General features: G+C 65.4%; 28 protein-coding genes and 1 pseudogene. 17 read left to right on the forward strand and 12 right to left on the reverse strand.

What is annotated here, in order from left to right; all coding sequences use genetic code 11:
* Positions 1–4: 4 nt before the first annotated feature.
* The gene (locus tag ACQ6S1_RS14660; protein ID WP_445041946.1) at positions 5–490 is read left to right on the forward strand and encodes a F0F1 ATP synthase subunit B family protein; all 486 of its coding nucleotides are present in this window, start codon (positions 5–7) and stop codon (positions 488–490) included.
* 193 nt (positions 491–683) lie between these two features.
* On the opposite strand, the gene rnhB is transcribed toward ACQ6S1_RS14660, so the two are convergent.
* The 3 genes from rnhB to ACQ6S1_RS14675 all read right to left on the reverse strand — a co-directional run bounded on the left by rnhB (position 684) and on the right by ACQ6S1_RS14675 (position 3,151).
* Positions 684–1,403, reverse strand: coding sequence for a ribonuclease HII (rnhB, locus tag ACQ6S1_RS14665; protein ID WP_445041947.1), 720 nt, complete (start codon positions 1,401–1,403; stop codon positions 684–686).
* A gap of 48 nt (positions 1,404–1,451) precedes the next feature.
* Entirely contained in the window at positions 1,452–1,898 is a 447-nt protein-coding gene (locus ACQ6S1_RS14670; protein WP_445041948.1) for a VOC family protein, read from the reverse strand.
* 119 nt (positions 1,899–2,017) lie between these two features.
* On the reverse strand, positions 2,018–3,151 hold the full coding sequence (locus ACQ6S1_RS14675; RefSeq protein ID WP_445041949.1) for a PA0069 family radical SAM protein: 1,134 nt from the start codon (positions 3,149–3,151) through the stop codon (positions 2,018–2,020).
* Between the two features lie 106 nt (positions 3,152–3,257).
* Here ACQ6S1_RS14675 and ACQ6S1_RS14680 point away from each other — a divergent pair, with 106 nt between their 5' ends.
* Positions 3,258–3,929: a glycosyltransferase gene (locus ACQ6S1_RS14680; protein ID WP_445041950.1), complete on the forward strand. Its 672-nt coding sequence runs from the start codon at positions 3,258–3,260 to the stop codon at positions 3,927–3,929.
* On the opposite strand, the gene moaB is transcribed toward ACQ6S1_RS14680, so the two are convergent.
* Entirely contained in the window at positions 3,920–4,477 is a 558-nt protein-coding gene (gene moaB / locus ACQ6S1_RS14685) for a molybdenum cofactor biosynthesis protein B (RefSeq protein ID WP_445041951.1), read from the reverse strand. The two genes, ACQ6S1_RS14680 and moaB, sit on opposite strands and share 10 nt — an antisense overlap.
* 22 nt (positions 4,478–4,499) lie before the next feature.
* On the opposite strand from moaB, the gene ACQ6S1_RS14690 reads away from it, so the two are divergent.
* Positions 4,500–5,621, forward strand: a complete 1,122-nt coding sequence (locus ACQ6S1_RS14690) for a hypothetical protein (RefSeq protein WP_445041952.1) — start codon at positions 4,500–4,502, stop codon at positions 5,619–5,621.
* On the opposite strand, the gene ypfJ is transcribed toward ACQ6S1_RS14690, so the two are convergent.
* On the reverse strand, positions 5,618–6,472 hold the full coding sequence (gene ypfJ, locus ACQ6S1_RS14695; RefSeq protein ID WP_445041953.1) for a KPN_02809 family neutral zinc metallopeptidase: 855 nt from the start codon (positions 6,470–6,472) through the stop codon (positions 5,618–5,620). The two genes, ACQ6S1_RS14690 and ypfJ, sit on opposite strands and share 4 nt — an antisense overlap.
* Before the next feature lie 94 nt (positions 6,473–6,566).
* Positions 6,567–7,403, reverse strand: coding sequence for a uracil-DNA glycosylase (locus tag ACQ6S1_RS14700; protein ID WP_445041954.1), 837 nt, complete (start codon positions 7,401–7,403; stop codon positions 6,567–6,569).
* Between the two features lie 224 nt (positions 7,404–7,627).
* Between ACQ6S1_RS14700 and ACQ6S1_RS14705 the strand changes: the two genes are divergently transcribed.
* Positions 7,628–9,478 (forward strand): tetratricopeptide repeat protein, encoded by a 1,851-nt coding sequence (locus tag ACQ6S1_RS14705; RefSeq protein ID WP_445041955.1) that lies wholly within the window; start codon positions 7,628–7,630, stop codon positions 9,476–9,478.
* Positions 9,479–9,509: 31 nt separating this feature from the next.
* Positions 9,510–10,379, forward strand: coding sequence for a 4-(cytidine 5'-diphospho)-2-C-methyl-D-erythritol kinase (locus tag ACQ6S1_RS14710; protein WP_445041956.1), 870 nt, complete (start codon positions 9,510–9,512; stop codon positions 10,377–10,379).
* Positions 10,380–10,394: 15 nt separating this feature from the next.
* On the opposite strand, the gene ACQ6S1_RS14715 is transcribed toward ACQ6S1_RS14710, so the two are convergent.
* Positions 10,395–11,411, reverse strand: a complete 1,017-nt coding sequence (locus tag ACQ6S1_RS14715; RefSeq protein WP_445041957.1) for a polyprenyl synthetase family protein — start codon at positions 11,409–11,411, stop codon at positions 10,395–10,397.
* A gap of 102 nt (positions 11,412–11,513) precedes the next feature.
* Here ACQ6S1_RS14715 and ACQ6S1_RS14720 point away from each other — a divergent pair, with 102 nt between their 5' ends.
* Positions 11,514–11,741: a putative signal transducing protein gene (locus ACQ6S1_RS14720; RefSeq protein ID WP_445042035.1), complete on the forward strand. Its 228-nt coding sequence runs from the start codon at positions 11,514–11,516 to the stop codon at positions 11,739–11,741.
* Positions 11,738–12,490: a tRNA1(Val) (adenine(37)-N6)-methyltransferase gene (locus ACQ6S1_RS14725; protein WP_445041958.1), complete on the forward strand. Its 753-nt coding sequence runs from the start codon at positions 11,738–11,740 to the stop codon at positions 12,488–12,490. The genes ACQ6S1_RS14720 and ACQ6S1_RS14725 overlap by 4 nt, the downstream gene beginning before the upstream one ends.
* 49 nt (positions 12,491–12,539) lie before the next feature.
* Here ACQ6S1_RS14725 and ACQ6S1_RS14730 read toward each other — a convergent pair whose 3' ends face one another.
* Positions 12,540–12,884 carry a hypothetical protein gene (locus ACQ6S1_RS14730; RefSeq protein ID WP_445041959.1) on the reverse strand — a complete coding sequence of 115 codons (345 nt, stop codon included), beginning with the start codon at positions 12,882–12,884 and terminating at the stop codon, positions 12,540–12,542.
* Between the two features lie 177 nt (positions 12,885–13,061).
* Between ACQ6S1_RS14730 and ACQ6S1_RS14735 the strand changes: the two genes are divergently transcribed.
* The 4 genes from ACQ6S1_RS14735 to ACQ6S1_RS14750 all read left to right on the forward strand — a co-directional run bounded on the left by ACQ6S1_RS14735 (position 13,062) and on the right by ACQ6S1_RS14750 (position 15,318).
* Entirely contained in the window at positions 13,062–13,241 is a 180-nt protein-coding gene (locus tag ACQ6S1_RS14735) for a hypothetical protein (RefSeq protein ID WP_445041960.1), read from the forward strand.
* Positions 13,242–13,310: 69 nt separating this feature from the next.
* Positions 13,311–14,258 (forward strand): glycine--tRNA ligase subunit alpha, encoded by a 948-nt coding sequence (locus ACQ6S1_RS14740; RefSeq protein WP_445041961.1) that lies wholly within the window; start codon positions 13,311–13,313, stop codon positions 14,256–14,258.
* Between the two features lie 77 nt (positions 14,259–14,335).
* The gene (locus ACQ6S1_RS14745) at positions 14,336–14,818 is read left to right on the forward strand and encodes an Xre family toxin-antitoxin system antitoxin (RefSeq protein WP_445041962.1); all 483 of its coding nucleotides are present in this window, start codon (positions 14,336–14,338) and stop codon (positions 14,816–14,818) included.
* The gene (locus tag ACQ6S1_RS14750; RefSeq protein WP_445041963.1) at positions 14,815–15,318 is read left to right on the forward strand and encodes an RES family NAD+ phosphorylase; all 504 of its coding nucleotides are present in this window, start codon (positions 14,815–14,817) and stop codon (positions 15,316–15,318) included. The genes ACQ6S1_RS14745 and ACQ6S1_RS14750 overlap by 4 nt, the downstream gene beginning before the upstream one ends.
* Here the strand turns inward: ACQ6S1_RS14750 and ACQ6S1_RS14755 are convergent.
* Positions 15,315–16,907 carry a putative bifunctional diguanylate cyclase/phosphodiesterase gene (locus ACQ6S1_RS14755; protein WP_445041964.1) on the reverse strand — a complete coding sequence of 531 codons (1,593 nt, stop codon included), beginning with the start codon at positions 16,905–16,907 and terminating at the stop codon, positions 15,315–15,317. The genes ACQ6S1_RS14750 and ACQ6S1_RS14755 overlap by 4 nt on opposite strands.
* Before the next feature lie 134 nt (positions 16,908–17,041).
* Here ACQ6S1_RS14755 and glyS point away from each other — a divergent pair, with 134 nt between their 5' ends.
* From glyS to ACQ6S1_RS14780, 5 genes and pseudogenes are all read left to right on the forward strand, one after another.
* Positions 17,042–19,261: a glycine--tRNA ligase subunit beta gene (gene glyS / locus ACQ6S1_RS14760; RefSeq protein ID WP_445042036.1), complete on the forward strand. Its 2,220-nt coding sequence runs from the start codon at positions 17,042–17,044 to the stop codon at positions 19,259–19,261.
* Positions 19,262–19,436: 175 nt separating this feature from the next.
* Positions 19,437–19,586: a DUF3096 domain-containing protein gene (locus tag ACQ6S1_RS14765; RefSeq protein ID WP_445041965.1), complete on the forward strand. Its 150-nt coding sequence runs from the start codon at positions 19,437–19,439 to the stop codon at positions 19,584–19,586.
* A 46-nt stretch (positions 19,587–19,632) separates the two neighbouring features.
* On the forward strand, positions 19,633–20,010 hold the full coding sequence (locus ACQ6S1_RS14770) for a hypothetical protein (protein WP_445041966.1): 378 nt from the start codon (positions 19,633–19,635) through the stop codon (positions 20,008–20,010).
* Positions 20,011–20,218: 208 nt separating this feature from the next.
* Positions 20,219–21,841, forward strand: a pseudogene (locus tag ACQ6S1_RS14775) (putative PEP-binding protein); the annotation flags it as partial.
* 76 nt (positions 21,842–21,917) lie between these two features.
* Positions 21,918–22,925 carry a cell wall hydrolase gene (locus tag ACQ6S1_RS14780; protein WP_445041967.1) on the forward strand — a complete coding sequence of 336 codons (1,008 nt, stop codon included), beginning with the start codon at positions 21,918–21,920 and terminating at the stop codon, positions 22,923–22,925.
* Here the strand turns inward: ACQ6S1_RS14780 and ACQ6S1_RS14785 are convergent, their stop codons facing one another.
* The 3 genes from ACQ6S1_RS14785 to ACQ6S1_RS14795 all read right to left on the reverse strand — a co-directional run bounded on the left by ACQ6S1_RS14785 (position 22,926) and on the right by ACQ6S1_RS14795 (position 25,073).
* On the reverse strand, positions 22,926–23,807 hold the full coding sequence (locus tag ACQ6S1_RS14785) for a LysR family transcriptional regulator (RefSeq protein WP_445041968.1): 882 nt from the start codon (positions 23,805–23,807) through the stop codon (positions 22,926–22,928).
* Between the two features lie 71 nt (positions 23,808–23,878).
* Positions 23,879–24,466 carry an HD domain-containing protein gene (locus ACQ6S1_RS14790; RefSeq protein WP_445041969.1) on the reverse strand — a complete coding sequence of 196 codons (588 nt, stop codon included), beginning with the start codon at positions 24,464–24,466 and terminating at the stop codon, positions 23,879–23,881.
* A complete protein-coding gene (locus ACQ6S1_RS14795; protein WP_445042037.1) occupies positions 24,456–25,073 on the reverse strand; it encodes a DNA-3-methyladenine glycosylase I in 618 nt (205 codons plus the stop codon). Before ACQ6S1_RS14795 ends, ACQ6S1_RS14790 begins: the two co-directional genes overlap by 11 nt.
* Positions 25,074–25,245: 172 nt before the next feature.
* Between ACQ6S1_RS14795 and queF the strand changes: the two genes are divergently transcribed.
* A complete protein-coding gene (gene queF / locus ACQ6S1_RS14800; protein WP_445041970.1) occupies positions 25,246–25,698 on the forward strand; it encodes a preQ(1) synthase in 453 nt (150 codons plus the stop codon).
* Position 25,699: the final 1 nt, after the last annotated feature.

Here is a 25,699-nt window from a genome sequence, read left to right on the forward strand (position 1 = left end):
GCGGATGTTGATGACTGCCGAATTCTGGGTCCTCGCAGCCTTCATCATCTTCATCGTCCTGATGATGTATGTCGGCGTTCACAAGAAGATCATCGGTTCGCTCGACGCACGTTCCAAGCGCATCGCTGACGATATCGATGAGGCGCGCCGTCTGCGCGAAGAGGCACAGCGCGTCCTTGCCGAATACGAGCGCAAGCGGCTTGACGCCGAGAACGAGGCAGAGGCGATTGTCGCGTCCGCCCGCACCGAGGCCCAGCGCATTGCCGATGAGGCCAAGACCAAGGCCGAGGACTTCGTAGCCCGTCGCACGAAGATGGCGGAAGTGAAGATTGCCCAGGCCGAGGTTCAGGCCTTAGCGGAGGTCCGTGCGGTTGCGGCCGATGCCGCGACGGCCGCTGCGGCGACCATTCTGCAGAGCAAGACGGCCGGTGCCGCGGGTGACGAGCTCCTGCAGCGCGGTCTCCAGGAAGTCCGCACCAAGCTTCACTGAAAAAGTTCATCAAAAAATAGAAAAAGCCGCTCTTCGGAGCGGCTTTTTTCTTGGGCATACAGGAACAAGCCTCGCCACCGTGCATTCCCCACAAGTGCAAGGTTTCTGGAGGCAAAAATGTTCAAGGGTGGTCTTTTGTGGCTGATCGGTATTCCGCTCCCGATCATCATCGTGCTCTGGCTGACCGGCTTTCTCAGCTGATCAGCTGATCGCCCTCCGTAAGGAGCGCTAATTCTTTTTGAAGTGGCTCGCCGCCGCTTCGTATCTCCCACGCAAGACGCACCGGCGCGAAGCTGCGGCGGTGATGGCAGGTGGGGCCCAATCGGGCCAAAGCCGCACGATGTTCGCGGGTTCCATATCCGACGTGCCGCTCGAATCCATATCCTTCGACGCTCTGCGCCAATCGCCGCATGAGCCGGTCGCGCGTCACTTTCGCAATGATCGACGCCGCAGCAATCGATACGAGCTTGGCATCGCCGTCGATGACGGCTTCAGCCGGGCAGGGCAATCCGTTCGGAAATTCCTTCCCGTCCACGAAGACGCGGCCGGGCGCGCGCGGCAATGCGCTGACTGCGGCACACATCGCCCAAAGCGTTGCCTTGCGGATGTCGTCGCGGTCGATGCGCGCCGGTGAAGCAGAGACGAACGCCACTTCGGCGTGTTCCATGATGTCGAGGTAAAGGGCCTCGCGCCTTTCAGGCGTGAGCGCTTTCGAATCGTCGAGGCCCTTCGGAATCTTCCGGGGATTCAGTACGACCGCCGCCGCAACCACCGGGCCTGCCAGCGGTCCACGACCGGCCTCGTCCACGCCGGCCACGATCTCGCATCCATCCTTTATGGAGCGGCGTTCCCGTCGGAAGTCGGGTCCGGGCACACGGCGGATCTGTTTGGAAGCGGGCTTCACGACGGCCATCCCGAATCCTATGCCATGCGAAGGACGAGTCGTCAGCTTGTTCCGCGATTATGTCGCCGGCTTGGAATCCGGAAGGGTGAGGTGGCCCTCGTCATCCAATCGCCAATGGGGGTTGTGGACGATTTCCCAGACATGCCCGTCCGGGTCGGCCACGTAACCGCTGTATCCGCCCCAAAATGTGCGCGCCGGCTCGCGAATCAGTGTTCCGCCGGATGCGACGAATGCTGCGATCAGCTTGTCGGCCTCCAGCATGGACCGTGTGTTGTAGCCGATCGACATGCCGCCTGGCGGCGAATGGGAGGCAAGGCCCTGATCTTGGGCCAGGTCCTCTCGTCCGAACAAGGCAAGAACAAGCCCGCCGCCAAGCTGGAAGAACGCCACGCTGCCATCGCTTTCGCGCGATCTCACCAGACCGACGCGCCCGTAGAAGGCTGCAGCGGCTCCCACATCGGCCACGCCGAGCGTGATGACGCTGATGCGCGATTCCATGACCATCGAGCGGCGCTTTCTATCTGCAGGAGACGGGAGGGATCTGGTGCGACGCCGACCATCCGCCAGAACGACGCTTGCGGAGCAGGCCGAGCTTAAATCGGTTTGACGGGCAGCAGAGATCATCATGCGAACAGCCTCAATTGTTCTCCGGCGCGTACCGGCCGCACGAACAGGTCCTTGCGCAGCGGTTTGCGCTCCGCGTTGAGCTTGAGGCGGCGCGTTGCCAGCTCGAAGCGGCGGCCGATCGTCCAGGCATAGACGCCGTCGCCGATCATGCGCTTTCCCCATTCCGCCTCGTAATCCTTGCCGCCCCGCGTCGAGCGAACGAGGCTCATGACGTGCTTTGCGCGGTCGGGCCTGTGTTCGGCCAGCCATTCCTGAAACAGATCCTTGATTTCGTAGGGAAGGCGCAGCAGCACATATCCGGCACTCACGGCTCCGGCCGCGCGGGCGGCATCGAGCACGCGCTCGATCTCTTCATCGTTCAATGCGGGAATGATGGGCGCCACCATAACGGTGACGGGAATACCGGCCTCGCTCAGCTTCCGAACGGTCTCCAGTCTTTTCGACGGCGTGGGAGCGCGCGGTTCGAGATCGCGCGCCAGCTTCGGATCGAGCGTCGTGATCGAGATGGCGACGCGCGCCAGTCCTTCCGCCGCCATTGGAGCCAGCAGGTCTATGTCCCGCGTCACCAAAGACGATTTGGTGACGATTCCCACGGGGTGCCGCGTCCGGGCCAGAACCTCGATGACGCCGCGTGTGACGCGGTAATGCCGTTCGATGGGCTGGTAGGGATCGGTGTTGGTGCCCAGCGCCATGGTGCGGACTTCGTAGTCCGGCTTCGCGAGTTCCTTCTCCAGAAGCTCAGCCGCGTTCGGCTTCACCGTCAGCTTGCTCTCGAAATCAAGCCCTGGAGACAGGCCGAGATAGGAATGGGTCGGCCGTGCGAAACAATAGACACAGCCGTGCTCGCACCCCCGATAGGGATTGATGGAGCGGTCGAATGAAATGTCGGGCGATTCGTTGCGGGTGATGATCTTGCGCGCGGCTTCGAACGAAATCTCGGTCTTGAAGGGGGGCAGATCGGCCAGCCCTTCCCATCCGTCATCCTCCAGCACGCGCGCATAAGGCTCGAAACGGCCGTCCGGATTGGCGCGGGCACCGCGGCCGCGCCGCCGTTCGGGCGCAATCTCGGCCTGGGCCTCGCCGACAAGCTCATCGCGTTCGTAAGTCAGCAGAGAGGCCGTCGCTGCCATGATGATCTCCTTGGCTCGACTAGAACATAAAGAGAACAAACGGGCAAGTATCGAAAATGTGTGGAATGGCCCTTGCTGCGAATGCGGCGTGCTATAACGCGCCCTCATGATCAGCGTCGTGATACCCAGCCTCGAAAACGAGGATGCCCTGATTGGCACGTTGAGTGCGCTCGTGCCCGCCGCCGCCGACGGCACGGTGCGCGACGTGGTGGTGGTCGACGGGTCGTCAAGCGAACGCATCAGGAAAGTCGCCGAAGGCTGCGGCTGCGTGTATGCGCAAGGCCCCGGTGGCCGGGCCGGCCGGCTGGCGGAAGGAATTCGCCGGGCCAAGGGGGCATGGCTCCTCCTCGTTGAGCCCGGTGGCGAGCCGGATGCGGCATGGACCCGCGAAGCCAGGCTTTTCGTCGAGCGGGAGGAGCGGAAGGGGGCGACGCCCTATCGGGCGGCTGTATTTACCGTGGAGGGCGAAGAGGATGCGGAGGGGCTGATCGCCCGTCTCGGCCATCTGGTGGATCTGCGCGTACGGGCAGGCGCCGTGCTCGTCCATCGCTCGCTGCTGGAGGCGATCGGCGGCGTGCGTCCCGTTCCGGGATTGGAATATGCCGATCTCGTCCAGCGCATCGGAGGGAGGCGATTGGTGCGCCTGCGCTCACGCCTGTTCATTCCGGCTGCTCCGGACGTCCGCGCCCGCCCGAAGCCCGGGTTCGGCCGTGTGCTCGGCGCGGGCCTTCTGGCTCTTCGCGTGCCAGCCCGTTTCGTGGCGCGGTTCTATTCCTGAGGTTTCGCGCCGCGCCGCAAATGCTCGTCGAGCCGCGGCGCGATCTCCACGAAATTGCAGGGCATATGGCGATAATCGAGCTGGCTTTGCAGGATGCCGTCCCAGCCGTCGCGGCAGGCGCCGGGCGATCCTGGCAAGGCAAAGATGAAGGTGCCGCCGGCCACGCCGGCCGTCGCCCGCGATTGAACCGTGGAAACGCCGATCTTCTCAAAGGAAATGCGATGGAAGATGGTCGAAAAGCCATCCATGCGCTTTTCGAACACGGGTTCCAGCGCTTCCGGCGTCACGTCGCGCCCGGTGAAGCCGGTGCCGCCGGTCGTGATGACGACATCGACCTTCGGGTCTGCGATCCAGTGCGCCACCTGTTCGCGGATCGCTTCCACCTCATCGGCAACGATGGCCCGCTCGGCCAGAGTGTGACCTGCCGTCGTCAGGCGCTCGACCAGAACGTCGCCGGATCGATCGTCGGCCAGAACGCGCGTGTCTGAAACGGTCAGCACCGCTATGCTGAGCGGGATGAAGGGGCGGCTCTCATCGATGCGCGGCATGGGCTTCTCCTGTCGGGGCTAGATGGCACTGCGTCCCGTCTTTCTCAACCGTCCGTGCCTTGACGGGGCAAGGGGAGCGATCATGGGCCGCATCCTGTGGGGAGCTTTGCTGGTGAGCCTCGCGCTAGTCGCCGTACTGGCGCTCGCCGACGCGGAATTGCCGGAAGAGCCCGAGGAAGCGATCGCGCGCGAATTGCGCGAGAAGATCACGGCGCCGGCCATCGAGGAGAAGATGGAGGTGGCGCTGGGGCGGGGCGATGTCGAGGAGGCGCGCATGTACGCCGACCTTGCCGTGGAGCACGGTCATGTGCTTCGGCCCGATCTTCTCGAGCGTCTCGCCGCTGCCGAGCAGCCTGGTGCGGCGGCCCAGCGCAACGCGCTTGAGTTCGGCACCGGCTTCGTCACGGGGCAGGGCGCCAGCGTGGCGGGGCTCGCCGGCGCGGTGACATCGGATCTCACCGTCGTGGGAGATGTGCGCGACATCATCCACGAAGGCGGGCTGATGCTGACCGGGCAGCCTTACGATGAGTTGATGCTGGGTCTCGCGACCGTCGGTCTCGCGGCAACCGGCGCGACTGTCGCAACGGGCGGCATGGGCCTGCCCGCCAAGCTCGGCATTTCCGTGCTGAAGGTGGCGCGCCGTGCCGGACATCTCACCGCCGGCCTCGGCCGCTCGCTGGGGCGGGCGGTGCGGGCCAGCGTCGATTTCGACGAAATGGGCAATGTAGTGAAGGCAGCGGCGCGCTTCGATTCAGCGGCCGTTCGCGAGGCGGCTTCTGTCGCGGTCCGGCGCGCATCCACGGGCGACCTGTCACGGATGGTCGGCGACGTGCGCCACATGGCCGATATCACCGGTCCGGGGGAAAGCGTTCGGCTGCTGCGCTACGCGAATACGCCGGAGCAGCTCGCGGATCTGTCGATCATGACCACGCGTTTCGGCCGCACCACACGTGGCGTAGTGGAGCTGACCGGACGCACCAGCCTGCGCGCCTTCAAGGGGGGCGTGCGCATGGTGCGCGTGCTGGCCGAGAACTTCCTGGCCTTTGTGGTCTGGTTCGCGGGTTTGATCGGGATGATCGTCACGCGCGGGGCCGCTCGGCTGGGCTGGCGGCTGGTGCGCCGCCGCCGCCGAATGACGGCCTAGAGGTTCTGGGCTGCGAACGTGTTGCAGGCCTGCACCCGGCCGTTGTCGTAGCCGGTCTTGAACCAGCGCACGCGCTGCGCCGAAGAGCCGTGGGTGAAGGAGTCCGGCACCACCTGGCCCTGCGTCTGCTTCTGGATGCGGTCGTCGCCGATGGCACTCGCGGCGTTGAGCGCCTGCTCGATATCGCCGTCTTCGATCACGCCCTTCTGCGTGCGCGCCGCCCAGACGCCGGCAAGGCAATCAGCCTGCAGCTCCACCCGCACCGACAGCGCATTGGCCTGTGCGCGGGAGCCGCGCTGCTTCTGCTCGTTCACCTTGTCCATGATGCCGAGCAGGTTCTGCACGTGGTGGCCCACTTCGTGCGCGATGACATAGGCCGACGCAAACTCTCCGGGCGCACGGAACCGCTGCTCCATTTCCCGGAAAAATGAGGTGTCGAGATAAACCTGCCGGTCGGGCGGGCAATAGAACGGGCCCATGGCCGATTGGCCGAGCCCGCAGGCCGTCTGCGTCGCGCCGCTGAACAGGACAAGGCGCGGCTGGCGGTAGGTCTGGCCGTTTTCCTTGAAAATCTGATTCCAGACATCCTCGGTGCTGCCGAGCACGGAGGCGACGAAGCGTCCCGTCTCGTCGGTCGGCGTGCCTTCGCGGCCCGCCTGCTGCTGGCTCTGACCGCCGCCCTGAACCATCTCGTAGCCGCTCATCAGCAGGCGCGGGTCGATGCCCGTCGCCCAGGACAGCACACCGACGATGAGCAGGCCGCCAATGCCGATGCCGCCCATCCGCATGCCGCCGCCCATGCCGCGCCGGTCTTCGACGTTTCCGCTCTGCCTGAGATCACCCCACCGCATGTCTACCCCCTTCGAGCTTGCCGCGCGCAGGAAAGAACGCACGGCCCGCCCGGAGGTTCAATGGGCGAAGAAAGGACGGGAGCAACCCTTCGTTTCAGAGCTTGGCGATTTCCTCTTTCAACGCCCGGAAATCGCGCCAGGCCAGACGCTTCTGCAAGGGCGTGCGCAGCAGGTAGGCGGGGTGCAGCGTGGCCAGGGCACGGATCGTCCGTGTGCCCGTGGAATAATCCATCCAGCGCCCGCGCATCCTGAGGATACCTTCCTTCACTCCGGTCAGATTGCTGGCCGCCGAGCCACCGAGCAGGATGAGGATATCGGGGTTTGCAAGTTCGATCTGCCGCCGGATGAAGGGCAGGCAGAGTTCGGTTTCCTGCGGCGTTGGCGTTCGGTTCCCCGGAGGCCGCCAGGGCACGATATTGGCGATGTAGACGGCGTTGCGGTCCAGTCCGATGGCCGTCAGCATCCGGTCCAGCAATTGCCCCGCGCGGCCCACGAAGGGCCGGCCCTCGCGGTCTTCATCGCGTCCCGGCGCTTCGCCCACCAGCATGATGCGCGCATCGGGGTTGCCGTCGGAAAAGACAAGCTGGGTGGCGCTGCGCTTCAGGGAAATGCCGTCATAGCGTTCCAGCAGCGCGCGCAACTCGTCGAGGGATGTCGCGGTGCTCGCGGCTGAACGGGCGTCGGCGATCAGCTCGTCCTGTGGCCGCACCAGCGCCGCGCTGGGCACGGGCGCCGCTTCCTCGCGCGGCCGCGGCCAGGCCGGTGATTCGGTGATTTCGGGCGCGGAAGCCGTGGGCAGAGGTGCCGTGTCCACCGGCACGAACCTGTCCCAGCCTTCTTCGGCCATGGCCAGATCGACGCCCATCTCCACGTACCACGCCAGGAGGCGTGCGGCGTCTTCGGCCGGAAGAGAGGCGTGCGGATGGGTCATCCCTTCTTTCTATCGCGCTTCCGCGCCGGGATCACGCCGGATTGAGGTGAACGGCTCCGCCAAAGGGATAAAGGTAGGGGTGGTTCGCCCGGCGCGCCGGCCTCGCATTTCGGTTTGCGCTTGGAACACGGGGCGTCCGACGATAAAAAGCCATGAAGGCCGTCTTTCCATAGATCGACCGGCGGGAGCCGAACGCCGCTCCATCCACCATTCGAGGGCCGTTGGTGAAATTCCGCATCTGTCTGGCCGTATCCACGGCGCTTGTGACTGGCGCTCTGGCTGCCGCACCTGTCTTCGCTCGTGAATCGGCGGATGCCGGTCTTCCCGAGCCGGGCCCATCGATCATGGGCAATTACCTCTCGGGGCGGTCTGCCGCGGCCGATCGCGACATTCGCTCCGCCGCGATCTACCTGCGCGCCGCGCTGAAGGCCGATCCCGGCAATCCTGAATTGCTCGACCGAACCATGCGCCTGTCGCTGGCAAGCGGCGATGTCGAGGGCGCGTTTCCGCTGGCCGAGCGCATCGTGACCATGGACCCGACGAATCGCTGGGCGCGTCTCGCGCTCGCGGCGCAGGCCATCAAGAAGCGGCATTACGTCACCGCGCGCACGCAATTGGGCAAGGTCCCGCGCAACTCGGTGCCGGATGTCATCGGCATCATCACCTCCGCCTGGGCGTGGCAGGGCTCTAAGGAGCCTGCGAGGGCGCTGCGTACGCTCGATGGCCTGACGGGAAGCGAGCTGTCGCAGCTGTTCCGTGATCTGCATGGCGGCCTGATCGCCGAAGCGTCGGGCCGGTTCGAAGAGGCTGACCGACGGCTCGCTGCGGCCTACCGCACCGATCAGTCCATGTACGTCATCGTGGACGCCTATGCGCGCAGCCTGGCCCGTGCCGGCAAGCGTGATGATGCATTGGCGGTCTACCGCGCGCTATCGGAGCAGACGCCCCGCAATGCCCTTCTGAACGCCTCGATCAAGGCGCTGGAAGAAAACAGGAAGCTGCCGCCGGTTGCGACGTCTCCCGCCGATGGCATTGCCGAGATCCTGTTCGTGTTCGGCCAGCTCGCCAATCGCGATGCGGTGGAACTCAGCCTCATCTATCTCAATCTGGCGCTCTATCTGAAGCCGGAGCACGAGCTCGCGCTGCTGACCTTGGCGGACGTGCAGGAAAACCTCGGCCAGCACACCGAGGCCATTCGTCTGTACGAGGTCCTGCCGAAATCTTCGGGCTTCAGCGAGGACGTCGATCTGAAGATCGCGGCGAACCTTGCGCAGGACAATCGCGAGGCGGAAGCCGAAACGCGGCTGCGCACCCTGATCGCCGAAGATCCGAAGGATCGCGACGCGATCGTCGCGCTGGCCAACCTCCTGCACCGCAAGAAGGATTACCCCGCCGCCGCCGAGACCTTCTCCAAGGCCGTGGCCTTGATCGAGGGCGAGGCGAAGAAATCGGATTGGGCGCTCTTCTTCGCGCGGGGTGTTGCCTATGACGCCGGCAAGGATTTTCCGCGCGCCGAAGCCGATCTCGTCAAGTCGAACGAGCTCGATCCCGAGCAGCCCGTGGTGCTCAATTACCTCGGCTATTCCTGGGTCGATCGCGGCATGCACATCGACAAGGGCCTGGAGCTGATCAAGAAGGCCGTCGACCTGCGCCCCAACGATGGCGACATCATCGACAGCCTGGGCTGGGCCTATTACCGACTCGGCAAATACGCCGAGGCCACGACCGAGCTGGAACGCGCCGTCGAGCAGAAGCCGCAGAGCTGGGAAATCAACGACCATCTCGGCGACGTCTACTGGAAGACCGACCGCAAGCTGGAAGCCCGCTTCCAATGGCTGCACGCGCTCTCGCTCGACATCGAGGATGAAAAGCGCGGTCCCATCGAGCGCAAGCTGAAGGAAGGGCTGGAGCCCGTCGAGGCCGAGATCGCCGCCCAGCGTGCGGCGGAACGCGGCGAGCCCGTGCCGCCTCCTTCTCCCGCGCCGGCATCGCCTCCAGAGAATCCGGTGGGGACCGAAAAGGACAGCCGGGCTGACGTTCCGACACCCGGCGAGCCGGCCACCGGCCGCAACTGACCTGACACCCGCACCACAGGAAATTGCCGGCGTGAACCTGACCGCGCGCGCACCCGCGAAGATCAACCTTACCTTGCGGGTGCTCGGCCGCCGCATCGACGGCTATCACGAGCTTGAAAGCCTCGTGGCGTTTGCCGGCACGTGCGATCTCGTCGCGCTCGATCCGGAGCGCTCCTTCGGCCTCGACATCGATGGTCCAACGGCTGCAGCGGCCGGGCCGGACAGCGACAATCTGGTCATTCGCGCGGGCCGCGCTCTCGAAGAGCGGGTGCCGGGCCTCCGCCTTGGCCGGTTCACTCTGAAGAAGCGTCTCCCGGTCGCGGCCGGCCTCGGCGGCGGTTCGTCGGATGCCGCGGCCGCTTTGCGCCTTTTGGCGCAGCTCAACGGGCTGGATATCGCCGATCCCCGCATCGCCGAGGCGGCCGCCGAAGTGGGCTCGGACGTGCCGGTCTGCCTGACGCCCAGCGCCCGCATGTTCGGTGGTCGTGGTGAAGAGGTCAGCGCGCCCATGGCGCTGCCGCCGCTTTACACGGTCTTGGTCAATCCGGGTGTTCACCTGTCCACGGCCGACGTGTTCCGCGCGCTCAAACTCAAGCCCGGCGCGCCGGGCCCGTCGCGGCCGAGTTTCGATCCGGATTTTGCCGTCGGGTTCGAGGCCTTGCTCGGCCTCCTGAACGATGACGTGAACGACCTTGAACCGCCGGCGAGGGCGCTCTCACCGCAGATCAGCGAAGCGCTGGAAGCCGTTGCCGGGACTGAAGGGTGCCGCTTCGCGCGCATGTCGGGATCAGGCGCGACGGTGTTCGGCCTGTTCGACGATTGCCACGCAGCCGCGCGCGCCGCGCGCAGCCTCCGTGCCGCGCATCCGGCCTATTGGGTGAAGCCCACTCTGCTGCGCTGAAAGCGGTAAGGGCGCTCAGCGCGCCCGTGCCGTCACGAAATCCACGACGTCCAGCATTGCGCGCTTGGGCTCGCTGTCGGGAAACAGCGCCAGCGCGTCGCGCGCCATGGTGCCGTAATGGCGGGCACGCGCCAGGGTCTCGTCGATGGCGCCATGGCGGTGCAGAAGATCGATGGCCGTGCCCAGAGCCTCGTCGTCGGCCTGTCCGGCCTCCAGCGTGCGCTTCCAGAAATCACGCTCGCCCGGAGAGCCCCGGCGTACCGCGAAGATGACGGGCAGGGTGATCTTGCCCTCTCGGAAATCGTCGCCGACCTTCTTGCCGAGCTTGGCTTCGCGCCCGCCATAATCGAGCGCGTCGTCCACCAGCTGGAAGGCGATGCCCAGATTGGCGCCATAGGCGCGGCAGGCGTTCTCCTGGTCGCGCGCGCCGGTCAGCGCGGGCCCGACTTCGCAGGCGGCGGCGAACAGGGCGGCTGTCTTGGCGCGGATCACCGCGAGGTATTCATCCTCCGTTGTCGCGATGTTCTTCGCGGCCGCGAGCTGCATCACCTCGCCCTCGGCGATCACGGTCGCGGCGGTGGAGAGGATGTCGAGGCAGCGCAGGGAGCCCACTTCCACCATCATGCGGAAGGCCTGGCCCAGCAGGAAATCGCCCACCAGCACGCTGGCCTGATTGCCCCACACCATGCGCGCGGAGGCCTTGCCCCGGCGCATCTCGCTCTCGTCCACCACGTCGTCGTGGAGCAGCGTGGCCGTGTGCATGAATTCGACGGCCGCGGCCAGGCGGATATGCCCGTCGCCGCCATAATCGGCCAATTGCGCCGTCGCGAGAGTGAGAAGGGGACGCAGCCGCTTGCCGCCGGACGAAATCAGATGGTTCGCCACTTCCGGAATCATCTGAACGTCGGACCCCGTGCGCGACAGGATCAGTTCATTGACGCGTGTCAGATCGGCGGCGACGAGATTGGACAGCGCATCGAGTTCGGATTCGGCATCGTGGCGCGTGCCTTCAAGCGGTATGACTACTCCCACGAGGATCCTTCCTGAACGCTGGTGCTGGGGACCTTATGCATCGCCTGCTGTCGCGGGCAAGTATTCATTGGTTGCGCGGACGTGACGACGGGGGTGATTCGGGTGGAGGAATTGCTACGTACCAACGATCTCGTCTTGATATCGTTCGTCCGGTCGCTGCTCGACGATGACGGTGTGGAGCATGCGGTGTTCGACGGCAATATGAGCGTGCTTGAAGGATCGCTGGGCGTCATTGCCCGGCGCGTGCTGGTGCCGGCGGATCACATCCATCGCGCGCGCCGCATCCTTCGGGAAAACGGCCTCGGCCACGAATTGCGTCCTCCGCGATGACCGAGCACCCTCTGACGGACGACGCCATTCTCGGCGGCCGCCTCAAGCTGTTTCAGCCCGCAAAGGGCCATCGCGCCGGCAGCGATTCCGTGCTCGTGGCCGCCATGATCGATGCGCGGGAGGGGGAAGACATCGCCGATTTCGGGGCGGGCGTCGGAGCCGCCGGCCTGGCTGTTCTCACACGGCTTCCGTATGTGCGCATGCATCTCGTCGAGATTGATCCCGGACTTGCCGCGCTCGCCGGCCGCAATGCCGAGCGGAACGGCCTGTCGGAACGCACCCGCCTGTGCGTCGGAGACGTCTGCACGCTGGGCCGGCCCGGCAGCGATTTCCCCGATCTGGTGGTCGATCACGTTCTCGCCAATCCACCGTTCCACGATGCGCGTGGTCGCCGTTCCCCCGATCACGGCAAGGCCCTTGCCCATATGGCCGGGCCGGGTCTGATCGAGGATTGGAGCCGCGCCGCTGCCCGCATTCTTAGAACGGGGGGCACGTTCAGCATCATTCATCGGCCGGATGCGCTATCGCCCTTGCTGGCCGCGCTCGACGGCCGGTTCGGCAATGTCGCGCTGCGGTTCGTCCATGCGACGGCCGATGCGCTGGCTGTCCGCGTTCTGGCCCAGGGCACGAAGGGAAGCCGCGCGCCGCTTCGAATTCTGCCGCCGCTCGTTCTGAATGGGGAGGACGGCACTTTTTCGGAACAGGCCGAAGCCATTCACCGGAACATGCAGCCCATCATCATGGCCTGAACGCAAAAGGGCGCCCGAAGGCACCCTCCCGAAGTTCACGTGCAGTCGATCAATAATAGCGGCGGGGATAGCAGCGACGCTCCACCACGCGGCGCCATTCGCCATAGACGCGCTTGCGCACCACAACGCGCTCGCAATGGCGGGGCGGCGGGCCACGGAAACGCGGCGGTCCGTAGTCGCGGTAGCGCCGATCCCGATAGCGGCGGTCATCGTAATAGCGGTCGCGATGGCGCGGATAATAGCGCTCGCCGTAATATTGGACGTTCACGAGATTTTCGGCCGGTGCCACGACGATGCGGGCTGCCGGCTGGGCGGATGCCGGCGCGGACGTCGCCGCGACGCCGCCTCCGAGAGCCACGACGGCTCCGACGATCAGGGCAAGTTTGCGAAACATGCTGTGTCTCCTTGGGCGCGGCGTTGGAAACGGTGCGCCCCATGCAACGATGTCTAACGCGCAAGCGCTGAACTCGTTCTGAGGGCTGTGTTCAGCCGGCGTTCATCGAGACCGGAACATCCCTGCGATCTGGCTCGTGTTCCCGCATAATGCTCCCGATAAAAGGAGAATCGGAGAATGCCACCCCTTCTGCCAGTTGCCGCTCTCGCCGCGCTCACGCTTTACGGTGCGCGCTGGGCTCGTCGGGAATGGCGGCGCATCAATGCCGAGCTTGATGAGATTCGCCCGGAAACGCCGGACGACCGGCCGGTTCTGCGGCGCGATCCGGAAACCGGCGATTGGCGACCCGCTCCGTAAGTTCGTCGCGGCTTGCCGCCGCAAGGCCCGCTGGCTAGGGTGCCGGCCCGTTTCACAACCGCGCCGGCCATGTCTCAGAACCTCTCGGGCTCCCTCAGCCCCACCAAATCCTTCCAGGGCCTGATCCTCACCCTGCAGACCTTCTGGGCGGAGCGCGGCTGCGTCATTCTGCAGCCCTATGACATGGAAGTCGGCGCCGGCACCTTCCATCCCGCCACGACGCTGCGTGCGCTGGGGCCGAAGCATTGGAACGCGGCCTACGTCCAGCCCTCGCGCCGTCCGAAAGATGGCCGCTATGGCGAAAATCCCAACCGCTTCCAGCATTATTACCAGTTTCAGGTCATCCTGAAGCCGAACCCGCCGAACCTTCAGGAGCTCTATCTTGAATCGCTGAAGGCGATCGGCATCGATTCCGCGCTGCACGACATCCGCTTCGTCGAGGATGATTGGGAAAGCCCGACCCTCGGGGCCTGGGGGCTCGGCTGGGAATGCTGGTGCGACGGCATGGAGGTGTCGCAGTTCACCTATTTCCAGCAGGTCGCCGGCATCGAGTGCAGCCCGGTGGCGGGCGAGCTCACTTATGGCCTCGAGCGTCTGGCCATGTATCTGCAGGGCGTCGACAACGGCTTCGACCTCAATTTCAACGGCGGTGAGGGCGAAGCCCGCATCACCTATGGCGACGTGTTCAAGCAGGCCGAGGAGGAATATTCCCGGCACAATTTCGAGCATGCCGACACCGAGATGCTGTTTCGCCATTTCCGCGATGCGGAAGCCGAATGCCGCTCGCTGCTGGGCAAGGGAGAGGCGGGCGAGCGCCACCTGATGGTGCTGCCGGCCTATGACCAATGCATCAAGGCCAGCCATGTCTTCAATCTGCTGGATGCACGCGGCGTCATCTCCGTCACCGAGCGGCAGAGCTACATTCTTCGCGTGCGCGAACTGGCCAAGGCCTGTGGCGCAGCCTGGCTCAGGACGGCGGCTGGCGGCGGGATTTCCCCGGAAGCGGTTCCGGCCTGAAACGCGCCCCTTGAAGCCGTCGCGTCAGCTGTCATATTAATCGACGACAGATGGCGGATGCCTTCAGGGTGGATGAGATGACGCATCAGGATGTTTCAGGCGGCGGTCGCGGTGAGGTTGGCCGGGTGGCCGATCTTCTCGGCGGGCCCGCGGTGCTGCGGCATACGCTGAGCCGGTCCATCGACGCGCACGATCTGTTGCTCGATGGCCTGCCGGTGCGCGCCTTCACCGCGCTGCTGGCCAATCTGCGCGTCCTCAACATTCAGAAGACGGCCTCGCTCGACCGCGCGGTGGGCATGAGCCTGCGCACTTTCCAGCGGCACAAGGAACAGGCGCGCAAGACGCTCAGCCAGGAGCAGAGCGGCAAGGCCTGGAAGTTCGCGGAAGTCCTGTCGCGCGCCACGTCCGTTTTCGGCTCTCAGGAAGAGGCCGAGACCTGGCTGGACAAGCCGGCCGTCGGGCTCGACGGCCGACGCCCCATCGACCTTCTAGCCACGCCGGCCGGTGTCGAACTGGTCGAGGAGCTTCTGACCCGCCTCGAATACGGGGTCTATGTGTGACGCCGCTGCCTGCGGCGCTCGGTGGAACCGATATCATCTTCTGGCGGCTCGACGCGGAAAGATTCGCCCCGTCCTGGGATAGCGGTGAGGGTGCCTACCGCGCTGGCGGCCGCTGGAACAGCCGGGGCATGCGCGCGGTCTATTGCGCGCTCGATCCCGCGACGGCGATTCTGGAAGTCGCGGTGCATAAGGGCTTCGCGGCGCTCGACACCGTGCCGCACATCCTCACCTCGGCGCGCATCCGGCACCCGGATCGCGCCCATGTGGTCCAGCCTGAGGATGTGCCCAATCCAAACTGGCTGGTTCCCGGCATTCCCGGCGCAGGGCAGCAGGCGTTCGGGGATGATCTTCTGGCACGGCATGCATTCGTCCTGGTGCCCAGCGCCGTCTCGCGGCACAGCTGGAACGTCGTCTTCGTGGCAGCGAAAGCCGCCGGCTCGTACGATCTGCTCGGGCAGGAGCAATTTGCGCTCGATCCCCGCCTGCATCCCGCTCATTAGCGCGGCATCTGTCCGAGCGCCTGCCGGCTGACGAGCGCGATCGCCTCTTCGCCCGTGAGGGTGCGCCCGAACAGGCGGCCCTGGCCTTCTTCCAGTCCCTGATCGTGCAGCAGGTCGCGCTGCTCGGGCTTTTCGATGCCGTCGGCCGAGATGGCGAGGCCCAGTCCGCGGCCAAGCCCCAGGATCGTGCGCACCACCACCGCGCTGTTGGGATTGTGGTCGAGATCCTCGATGAAGCTGCGGTCGATCTTCAGCTTGTCGAACTGCAGGTCGCGCAGATGCCAGATGCTGGCATAGCTTGTGCCGAAATTGGCAAGGGCCAGCTTCACGCCGGCCTGCCGCAGGGGCGTGAGAACCTTGCGGCTCTCGTCGACGTCGCGCATCACCGCGCCTTCGCTGACGGCGATCTCGAGCCGTGCGGGGTCGAGCCGTGTGTCGGAGACGATCTTCAGCACGCGCGCGCTCAATCCGGGGTCGCGCATCAGGGCATCGGCCAGGCGGAACGACAATGTCAGCTCGGATGGCCATGTCGCGGCCTGAAAACAGGCCTGCCGCAGCACCTGCTCGGTGAGGTCGCGGATCAGGCCCGAATCCTCCGCCACGGAGACGTAGCGTTTCGGGCTCATCACTCCCAGGATCGCATGCGACCAGTGCGGCACCACGTCGAACCCCGTGACCTGTCCGGTCTCGAGATCCAGGCTGGGCTGAAACGCGGGGGCGATGCTCTTCAGGTCGAGCGCGGTGCGCAATTCCTGTTCCACATAGCTTCGCTCGCGGAGATGAGCTTCCATCTCCTGCTCGAAGAACGACAGCGACGAGGACCCCTCCGCCTTGGCGCGATAGAGCGCCACATCGGCCTTACGCACCAGTTCGGCCCGCTCGGTGCCGTCGCGAGGGGCCAGCGCGATGCCGATGCCCAGGCCGAGGCGGTGCTCGCCCCGCGCCGTGCGGATCGGCTTTTCCAGCACGGCCAGCAGGCGACGGCCGAGCCGAGCCGCTTCGTCCGGGCTCGCCAGATCGCGCGCCATCAGCGCGAATTCGTCGCCGCCGAGGCGGGCCACCATGCCGTCATTGCCGGCCGCCGCCGACAGCATTCCCCCCAGCTCGATCAGCAATTCGTCGCCGATCGGATGCCCATAAATGTCATTGATCGCCTTGAACGAATTGAGATCCATCAGCATCACGGCATGCACGTGCTCGCCATGCGGCAATTCCGTCATGGCGCGGTCCACCGCGTCCATGAAATGGCGGCGGTTCGGCAGGCCGGTCAGCGGATCGTGGCAGGCAAGGTTGAGCGCATAATTCTCCGCTGCCTCGCGCCGTTTGATCTCGCGCTTCTGCAGGATGACGCGCCGCAGCGCGAACAGCAGCAACCCGCCAACACAGATCGCCGTCAGCGCGAGCACCTCCTCGAGGTCCAGCAGGTCCTGCGCCGCCGTATAGGTGCGGAAATGTTCGAGAAGCTCGATTTCCTTCGCCACGAGGACAAAAGCAAGGACGGCCAGCAGGAACAGGAGGATCATCAGACGGCCCATCCACCGAGAACTGAACAGCCGCGCGGCAAGGCGCCCCAGGCGAATGTGCGACATGGTCTTAAAACACCGAAAGCCGGGCTCCGAACCGCTGTGAGCCCATCATCTTCCATTACAACCTTAACGGGATGCTTAAGGGCACTTCTGCGTGCTCGACACCTCTTGCGGCGCTCTGTATGGCTGTGGCCGCCATGCCCGATCTTCTGCTCGAAATCCTCTCCGAAGAAATCCCCGCCCGCATGCAGGCTCGCGCCGCCGACGATCTGCGCAAGCTCGTCACCGACGCTCTGGTCGATGCGGGTCTGACCTATGAAGGCGCGAAGGCGTTTGCCACGCCGCGTCGCCTGGCGCTGACGGTGCAGGGCCTGCCGGGCCGCCAGCCGGACCGGCGGGAAGAGCGCAAGGGTCCGCGCGTCGGCGCGCCGGAGGGGGCGCTGAAGGGCTTCCTCAAGGCCGCGGGGCTGGACTCGATCGAGCAGGCGCGGGTGCAGCACGATCCGAAGGGCGATTTCTACATCGCCGTCACCGAAAAGCCCGGCCGCCCGGCGGCAGAGCTGATCGCCGAGATCCTGCCCGGCATCATCCGCGCATTCCCGTGGCCGAAGAGCATGCGCTGGGGCACCGGCACCCTGCGCTGGGTGCGGCCGCTGCAATCCATCCTCTGCACCTTCGGCACCCACAACGAGGAGCCGGAGATCGTCCCCTTCGAGGTTGAGGGCATCGCCTCGGGCAATGTCACGAGAGGTCATCGTTTTCTCGCTCCCGGCGAGATATTGGTGAAGCGTTTCGACGACTACGTGCCCGCGCTGGAAAAGGCCAAGGTCGTGCTCGACCCCGAGCGCCGGCGCGAGATCATGCGCAATGACGCGCGCGATCTGGCGTTTGCACAAGGGCTCGAACTGGTCGAGGACGACGCACTGCTCGACGAGGTGTCCGGCCTTGTCGAATGGCCCATCGTGCTGATGGGGTCGTTCGACGAAAGCTTCCTCGACGTGCCGGACGAGGTGATCCGCACCACGATCCGCGCCAATCAGAAATGCTTCGTGCTCAAGCGCGGCGACCGTTTGGCCAACAAGTTCATCCTCGTCTCGAACCTCGCGGCCACGGACGGCGGCGCGGCCATCGTCGCCGGCAATCAGCGTGTGGTGCGTGCCCGCCTGTCGGACGCCAAGTTCTTCTGGGACACCGATCGCGGCGTGAAGCTCGACGAGCGTGCGAAGAAGCTCGACAACATCGTCTTTCACGAAAAGCTGGGCACTCAGGCCGAACGCGTGGAGCGCATCGCGGCCCTGGCCCGTGAGATCGCGCCGCTCGTCGGCGCCGATCCGGATGCGGCCGAGCGCGCGGCCCGCCTTGCCAAGGCCGACCTCGTCACCGAGACGGTGGGCGAGTTCCCGGAAGTGCAGGGTCTTGCCGGCCATAAGCTGGCGCTGTTGCAGGGCGAACCCGCAGAGATTGCCGCGGCAATAGAGGAGCATTGGAAGCCGCAAGGGCAGGGCGATCGTGTGCCCAGCGCGCCGGTTTCCATTGCGGTTGCGCTTGCCGACAAGCTCGATACGCTGACGGGTTTCTGGGCCATCGACGAGAAGCCGACGGGCTCGAAGGACCCCTATGCGCTGCGCCGCGCGGCTTTGGGCGTGATCCGGATCGTGTTGGACAACGAGTTGCGGATCGAAATACGTTCAATTTTAACTACGTCAATCTCCGCTCACGAACTGCATTCGTATTATCGAGATAGTAGCGAGCAACTTCAGACCCTTGAAGCTATGGCGGATCAGTTCGGCAGTGAGGCACTGGAACGCGAATCTGTTCTGTTTGCCGGATCGACGAAGGCTGTGGCTCTTGAAGATGCAGCTGAGTTCTTTGGGAACGAAAAGAGTCTGCAAGACCTCCTCGCCTTCTTCGCCGACCGCCTGAAGGTCCAGCTGCGCGAGCAGGGAGCCCGGCACGATCTGGTGGACGCCGTGTTCGCGCTCGGCGGGCAGGACGATCTCGTACTCATCACCCGCCGCGTCGAGGCGCTCGGCGCCTTCCTCGGCTCCGAGGACGGCAAGAACCTGCTGGCCGGCTTCAAGCGCGCCGCCAACATTCTCAAGGCCGAGGAGAAGAAGGACGGCGAGAGTGCCTTCGAGGGCATGCCTGATCCCGCTGCCTTCACCGAGATCGAGGAGAGCGATCTCTATGTGGCCCTCGACCACGCCGAGGATCGGGCCCGCGACGCCGTGCATCGCGAAGCGTTCGGCGAGGCCATGCAGGCCCTCTCCGTGCTCCGCGCGCCGGTCGATGCCTTCTTCGACCAAGTTACCGTCAATGCCGAGGATGCGGCACTGCGGCTGAACCGCCTCAAGCTGATGGGCCGCCTGCGTGCGGCCATGCGAAACGTCGCGGATTTCTCGCGCATCGAGGGGTGAGCGAACCAGCAGGGATGGGCGGAGTTCAACCGCCATCCTCGCAAAACTACTCAGGTACTTGTTGTCGTTCGCAATAAATCAAGGCGGCCGGCATCAAATAATCGGGAACCGCCTCGCACATTGAACGTTCCACCTTCGGAGAGTCTCACCAGATGCGTGATGTCTCGAAGGAAGGATGAAGATCGTGGAGATCAATATCGTCACATTGCAGCCGATTGTGGCCCTGCTTGCTGGCGTGCTGATCCTCATCATGCCACGGCTGCTGAATTACATTGTGGCGATCTATCTGATCTTCATCGGTCTGTCCGGGCTTCTGGGGCGTTGATCCCCGAACCCCGTACATTTCAAACGATCAATCCGAGGAGGAATTCATGAGCTACACCGATCCGAACGATCCCGTCGCCCGTCCCCGCGTCGATCCGAACACGCCCCACACGACGACGGTGAACACCGCCAGCGGCAGCACCGGTGGCATGTCCTGGTTCATCGTCGCCGCGCTGGTGCTTGGCGCCGGCGTTCTCGGCTACCTCTATTTCGGCGGCAACACCGACACGGCCAGCAATGAGCCGGCCGCCATCGAGGCTCCGGCCGAGACCGGCCGCGCGGCCACCACTGAATCCGCTCCGGCTCCGGCTTCCCCGGCCATGCCGGCAGACAACGCCCCGGCCAACGCGCCGTCGGCTCCGATCCAGCCCGACACGCCGGCTCAGCCCGATCCGGGTGCTCCGTCGAGCGCTCCCGCGCAGTAATCGGGCGTTCGAACGACGTTGATTAGACAACGGCCGGTGCCCCGCACCGGCCGTTTGTTCGTTTCGCGTTCATCTGCGGAACGTCATATTCGGGCAAAGTCGTTGTCTGATCGGCATCCGCCGGTCACAAAAGAAAACGACAAGGGGTGAAACGCAGATGGCCGGCGCATCGCTGGACAAGGACGGCACGGCAATTCCGCAATCCCGGGCGAAGCGCGTGCTCGCAGACGCCGTGCGGCGCGTCGAAAGCGGTGCTGCGACCCGCGAGGAGGCACTGCTTCGCATCGCGCCGAACCTGCTCGATGAGCTGCTCCATCCCACCATTGACCCGCTGTTTCAGCGCTGCGTGATCGCCAAGGGCCTGCCGGCATCGCCGGGCGCGGCCTGGGGCCGGATCGTCTTCTCGCCCGGTGAAGCTGAACGTCTTGCCGAGGATGGCCAGCGTGTCGTTCTGGTCCGCGTCGAGACCTCGCCCGAGGACATTCACGGCATGCATGCCGCGTCCGCCATCCTCACCGCGCGCGGTGGCCGCACCAGCCACGCCGCCGTCGTGGCGCGAGGCCTGGGCAAGCCGTGCGTGACCGGCGCCGGAGAGATCCGCGTCGATGAGCGCGCCGGCGTCATGTTCGCCGGCGGCATGGAGTTGAAGGCCGGCGATATCGTTACTCTCGACGGCACGGCGGGGCAGGTGCTGGAAGGTGCCGCCCCCATGACCGAGCCGGAACTGCCGCCCGATTTCGAGACCGTACTGGAATGGGCGGATGCCGTGCGCGACATTGGCGTCCGCGCCAATGCCGACACACCGGGCGATGTCTCGGTGGCGCATCGCTTCGGGGCGGAAGGCATCGGCCTGTGCCGCACCGAGCACATGTTCTTCGATGCCGCGCGCATCCGCGCCGTGCGCGAGATGATCCTCGCCGAGAGCGAGGACCGCCGCCGCGCCTCGCTCGGCACGCTCCTGTCGGTCCAGCGCGGCGATTTCGCCCGCATCTTCCGCATCATGGAGGGCCGGCCCGTCACCGTCCGGCTGCTCGATCCGCCGTTGCACGAATTCCTGCCGAAGACGGAGGAGGACACCGCCGATATCGCGAGATCGCTCGGCATGTCGGCCGAGAAGATGAAGCGGCGGCAGGCCGAGCTCGACGAATTCAATCCCATGCTCGGCTTTCGCGGTTGCCGGCTGGCCATCGCCTATCCCGAGATCGTGGAGATGCAGTCGCGCGCCATTTTCGAAGCGGCGGTGGAGGTCGGCCTTGAGCGCGGAGCCGCCGTCGAGGTCGAGATCATGGTGCCGCTCGTGTCCATGCGCAGCGAGCTCGAACTCGTCAGGTCCCACATCGAGGCCACGGCGCGGGCCGTCGAGATCGAGATGCGCGCCGCTCTCAGCTATCGCATCGGCACCATGATCGAATTGCCGCGCGCGGCTTTGTGCGCCGCGGAGATCGCACGTGCGGCGGATTTCTTCTCCTTCGGCACCAACGATCTGACGCAGACCGTGTTCGGCATGTCGCGGGATGATGCCGGCACGTTTCTCGGCTCCTACATCCTCAAGGGCATCATGCCCTTCGATCCGTTCAGCTCGATCGACCGCGACGGTGTGGGCCAGCTCATGCGCATCGCCGCCGATTTCGGGCGGCAGACCAAGCCCGGCATGAAGATCGGCCTGTGCGGAGAGCACGGCGGAGATCCGGCCTCCATCGCGTTCTGCCAGGAACTGGGGCTGACCTACGTCTCGTGCTCGCCCTATCGCGTCCCGATCGCTCGTCTGGCGGCGGCGCAGGCCACGTTGCGCAATGCGAAACGCCGCGAATTAACCGCGCCTCAACCTTAAGGCTCGATAACCAATCCGTTGTTGCTTTTGCGCCACTCCGGCTTTCCGGACACGCGCGACGGATTGGAACGGCCAGATGCGGTCTTCATGCCAGGCCCTCGTAACCTTCGGCCTCATGGTCACGGCGACGGCGTTCTTCCCGAGCGTCATCGCCTTCCAGGATGCGGCCGCGCTTGGGCACGCTCAGCCGGCGGTCGGCACCCGCTGGCGCACCTATCTGACGGAAGCGCCGCAGCGCCCCAACATTCAGGCTGTGCCGATCGATGCCTTCGATCTCGCCGCGCCGACAAGCCCGGAAACCCATTCGTCAGGCTTCGTCGTCGCCACGGCCGAGCCGGAGATCACATCCGAGCCATCGCCCGCATTCGTGGACGTGCCGAGCCGGGGGCGGGGTGTCAACGCCCGCTTCGCGTTCGCCCAGCCGCTCGAAATGGCCCGCACGGCCGCCATGCGCACTGCATTCGCGGCCCGTTCCGAGGCCTCGCCGAAGGCCGCACGCTCCGGTTCGCTCACGCCCTCGGGCGGCCGCACGGTGACGCCGACCCCCGTCTTCATCACCGCGGCGCTGACGCCCAATGGCAGCTTTCCCGCGGAGGTCGCACCGGCGACGTTGATCGCGCCCCGCTTCAAATCGTCCGTTTCGACCATCGACATGCCGGAGAAAGATCTCGCGCGGTCCAGGAAATGCCTGGCCGAGGCGATCTATTTCGAAGCGCGCGGCGAGCCCGAGCGCGGCCAATATGCCGTGGCGCAGGTCGTCATGAACCGCACGCGCTCGCCCTATTATCCCGATGACGTGTGCGGCGTGGTCTACGAGAACAAGAACAAGCGCAACCGCTGCCAGTTCTCGTTCGCCTGCGACGGCATTCCCGACCGCATCTTCGACCGCGAATCCTGGGCCAAGGCTCAGGAGATCGCCGACGACACTCTGATCAACGGCGCCTACCTGCCCGATATCGGCCCCTCGACGCACTACCACGCCACCTATGTCCGTCCCCGCTGGATCCGCGACATGGTGAAGGAGGAGAAGATCGGCCGTCACATCTTCTACACCGTCCGCAATTGGACGAACGAAGGCGTCTGATCAGTCGCGACACTCGAATGCGGGCTTCAGCCGGTTGAGTTCGCCGCCCACGAAATCGAGGAACGCCCGGACACGGGCGCTGCCCCTGATGTCCGGATGGGTCAGCAGCCACAGCGAGGCTTCGCTGTCGCGTTCGATGGGCAGCAGCAGTTTCAATCCCATCGCCGCGCCGAAATAACAGGGCAGGGGTCCGATGCCGATGCCCGCCTGGATGGCGTCCGCCAGGCCGGATACCGTGCTCAGCGCATACACCTGCCGCTCCCTCGGAGCGAGGTCGCGAACGCGCCGCACGATGCGGATGGATGTCAGGCTTTCGCTCGGCAGCACCCAGTCCCGCTCGGCCAGTTCCTCCAGCGCCTCCGCCTCCGGCTCATCCTCACGCCCATAGACGCCCCACACGATGTCGGCGATGCGCCGTCCGATCAGGGTTTCCGGCGGATGGGCCGTGGCGCGGATCGCCACATCGGCGTCGCGCCGCGACAGGTTGAGCGCCTCGTTGCTGCTGACCACATCCAGCCGAATGTCGGGATAAGCGAGCCGGAAGCGCGCGAGGATCGGGGTCAGAGGATTGATGAGCAGGGCGTCGTTCGTGGTGACGCGCAGGTCGCCGGACGGTTTCAGGTCCTGCCCCGCGATGCGGCGCTCGAAGGCGACCACGTCATCGGCCATGCGCGAGGCCAGGCCCACCATCTCCTCGCCCGCGGGTGTCAGCGAATAGCCGCCGCGCTTGCGTTCGAACAGGCGCGCCCCCAGCCGCGCCTCCAGCGTGCCGAGGCGGCGGAACACGGTCGAGGTGTTGACGGTGAGCCGCTCGGCGGCGCCGGCCAGCGAGCGTGCATCCGCCACCGCCTTCACCAGCTTGAAATCGTCCCAGGCCAGCATCGCCGCTCCGTTGCAGAACTGCACGATCCTGCCACAAAATATGCGCCGCCGCATTCCAGTGGGCGGTTCGCTCAGGGCACGAGTTCGTGAAAACGGGCCAGAAAGCGTTCGGAGGCCGTGTCTGCAGGCCAGGGATCGAGCTGCGGATCGGCCGGCACGCCGGCCGGGCGGCCGAAGAACTTCACCGCTTCCGCATGTTCGAAGCCGGCTAGCCGCGTCGCCTCGAGATAGGCGGCGGCCTGATCGGCGCGCTTCATCACCTTGCGGTGCATGTCGGGCAGATCGGGCGGCAGGCCGAAGCGCACATGGATTGCCCGCATCAGGCGCAATTCCACGTCCTTGTAGGAGCCGCCGAGCACCGCCTTGAACGGGCTGATGATGTCGGAGACCACATATTCCGGCGCGTCGTGCAGCAGGATGGCGAGCCGCCATTTGTCGGCGAGGTTGGGCTTCAGCGCGCGGCTGATCTGTTCCACCAGCAAGGAATGCTGCGCCACCGAGAAGATGTGCGCGCCCCGCGTCTGCCCGTTCCAGCGCGGCACCCGCGCCAGTCCATGGGCAATGTCGTCGATTTCGATATCGAGCGGCGAGGGATCTAGCAAATCGAGGCGGCGGCCGGACAGCATGCGCTGCCAAGCGCGCGGCGCGTCATTGGCCATGGCCATGTCCCAGCCTCGCGCATTCCTCATGGCGGAAGCAGCCCACCAGATGGTCGTTGACCATGCCCGTCGCCTGCATGAAGGCGTAGACGATGGTCGGCCCGCAGAATTTGAAGCCGCGCCGCTTCAACTCCTTCGACATTGTCCGCGCCAGTTCGGTTTCGGTGGGCACGTCGCCAAAATCGGCGAAGCGGTTCTGCACCGGCTGGCCGCCCATTATGCCCCACAGCAGATCCGAAAAGCCGCGCTCCCGCTCCATGATCTCCAGCCAGGCCCGGGCGGACAGCACCGCGCCCTCGATCTTCAGGCGATTGCGCACGATGCCGGCATCGTCCATCAGCGCCGCCACCTTGGCCGCGTCGTAGCGGGCGATCTTCTCGGGCTCGAAGTCATCGAACGCCGCGCGGAAATTCTCGCGCTTGCGCAGAATGGTGATCCACGACAGGCCGGCCTGAAATCCGTCCAGCACCAGCTTTTCGAACAGCGCCCGGTCGTCATGTTCCGGCACGCCCCATTCCGTGTCGTGATAGGTGAGATAGAGCGGGTCCGTGCCCGGCCAGCGGCAGCGTGCCTTGCCGTCTGCCTGAAGCACGGCACTCACGACGATGTGCCCCGCCGGATGGCCGACTTGACCGTGCGGGCCGCGCAATGGTCCATGGCGGCAGCCAGGAACCCCGAACGATCGTGCGGCGTGATGAACATCACGGATACCTCGCAGCAATCGCCCGGCGTTTCAAGAACCCGATCGGCCGTCCACTTGGGCCGCACAGAGATCCCTCATGAACAGTGAAAACCTCCAGCTCGGCCACAGCGTCGGCGTTCCCCAAGCGCCCGAAGAGGCGGTGCTCGAACGGGTGCCGAACCTGCATTCCGACACCGCCTACATCGCCCGTTTCACCTGTCCGGAATTCACAGCGCTCTGCCCCGTGACGGGACAGCCGGATTTCGCGACCTTGGTCATCGATTATCTGCCGGGTCAGCACCTGCTGGAGTCGAAATCGCTGAAGCTGTTCCTGTTCTCGTTCCGCAATCACGGCTCGTTCCACGAAAGCTGCACCGTGGGCATCGGCAAGCGCATCGTGGAAACCATCGAGCCGGTCTGGCTGCGCATCGGCGGCTATTGGTATCCACGCGGCGGCATCCCCATCGACGTGTTCTGGCAGCACGGCACATTGCCGGCAGGCGTGTGGGCGCCGGATCAGGGCGTGCCGAATTATCGCGGGCGTGGCTGAT

The organism is Terrihabitans aquatilis (genome assembly GCF_052542005.1).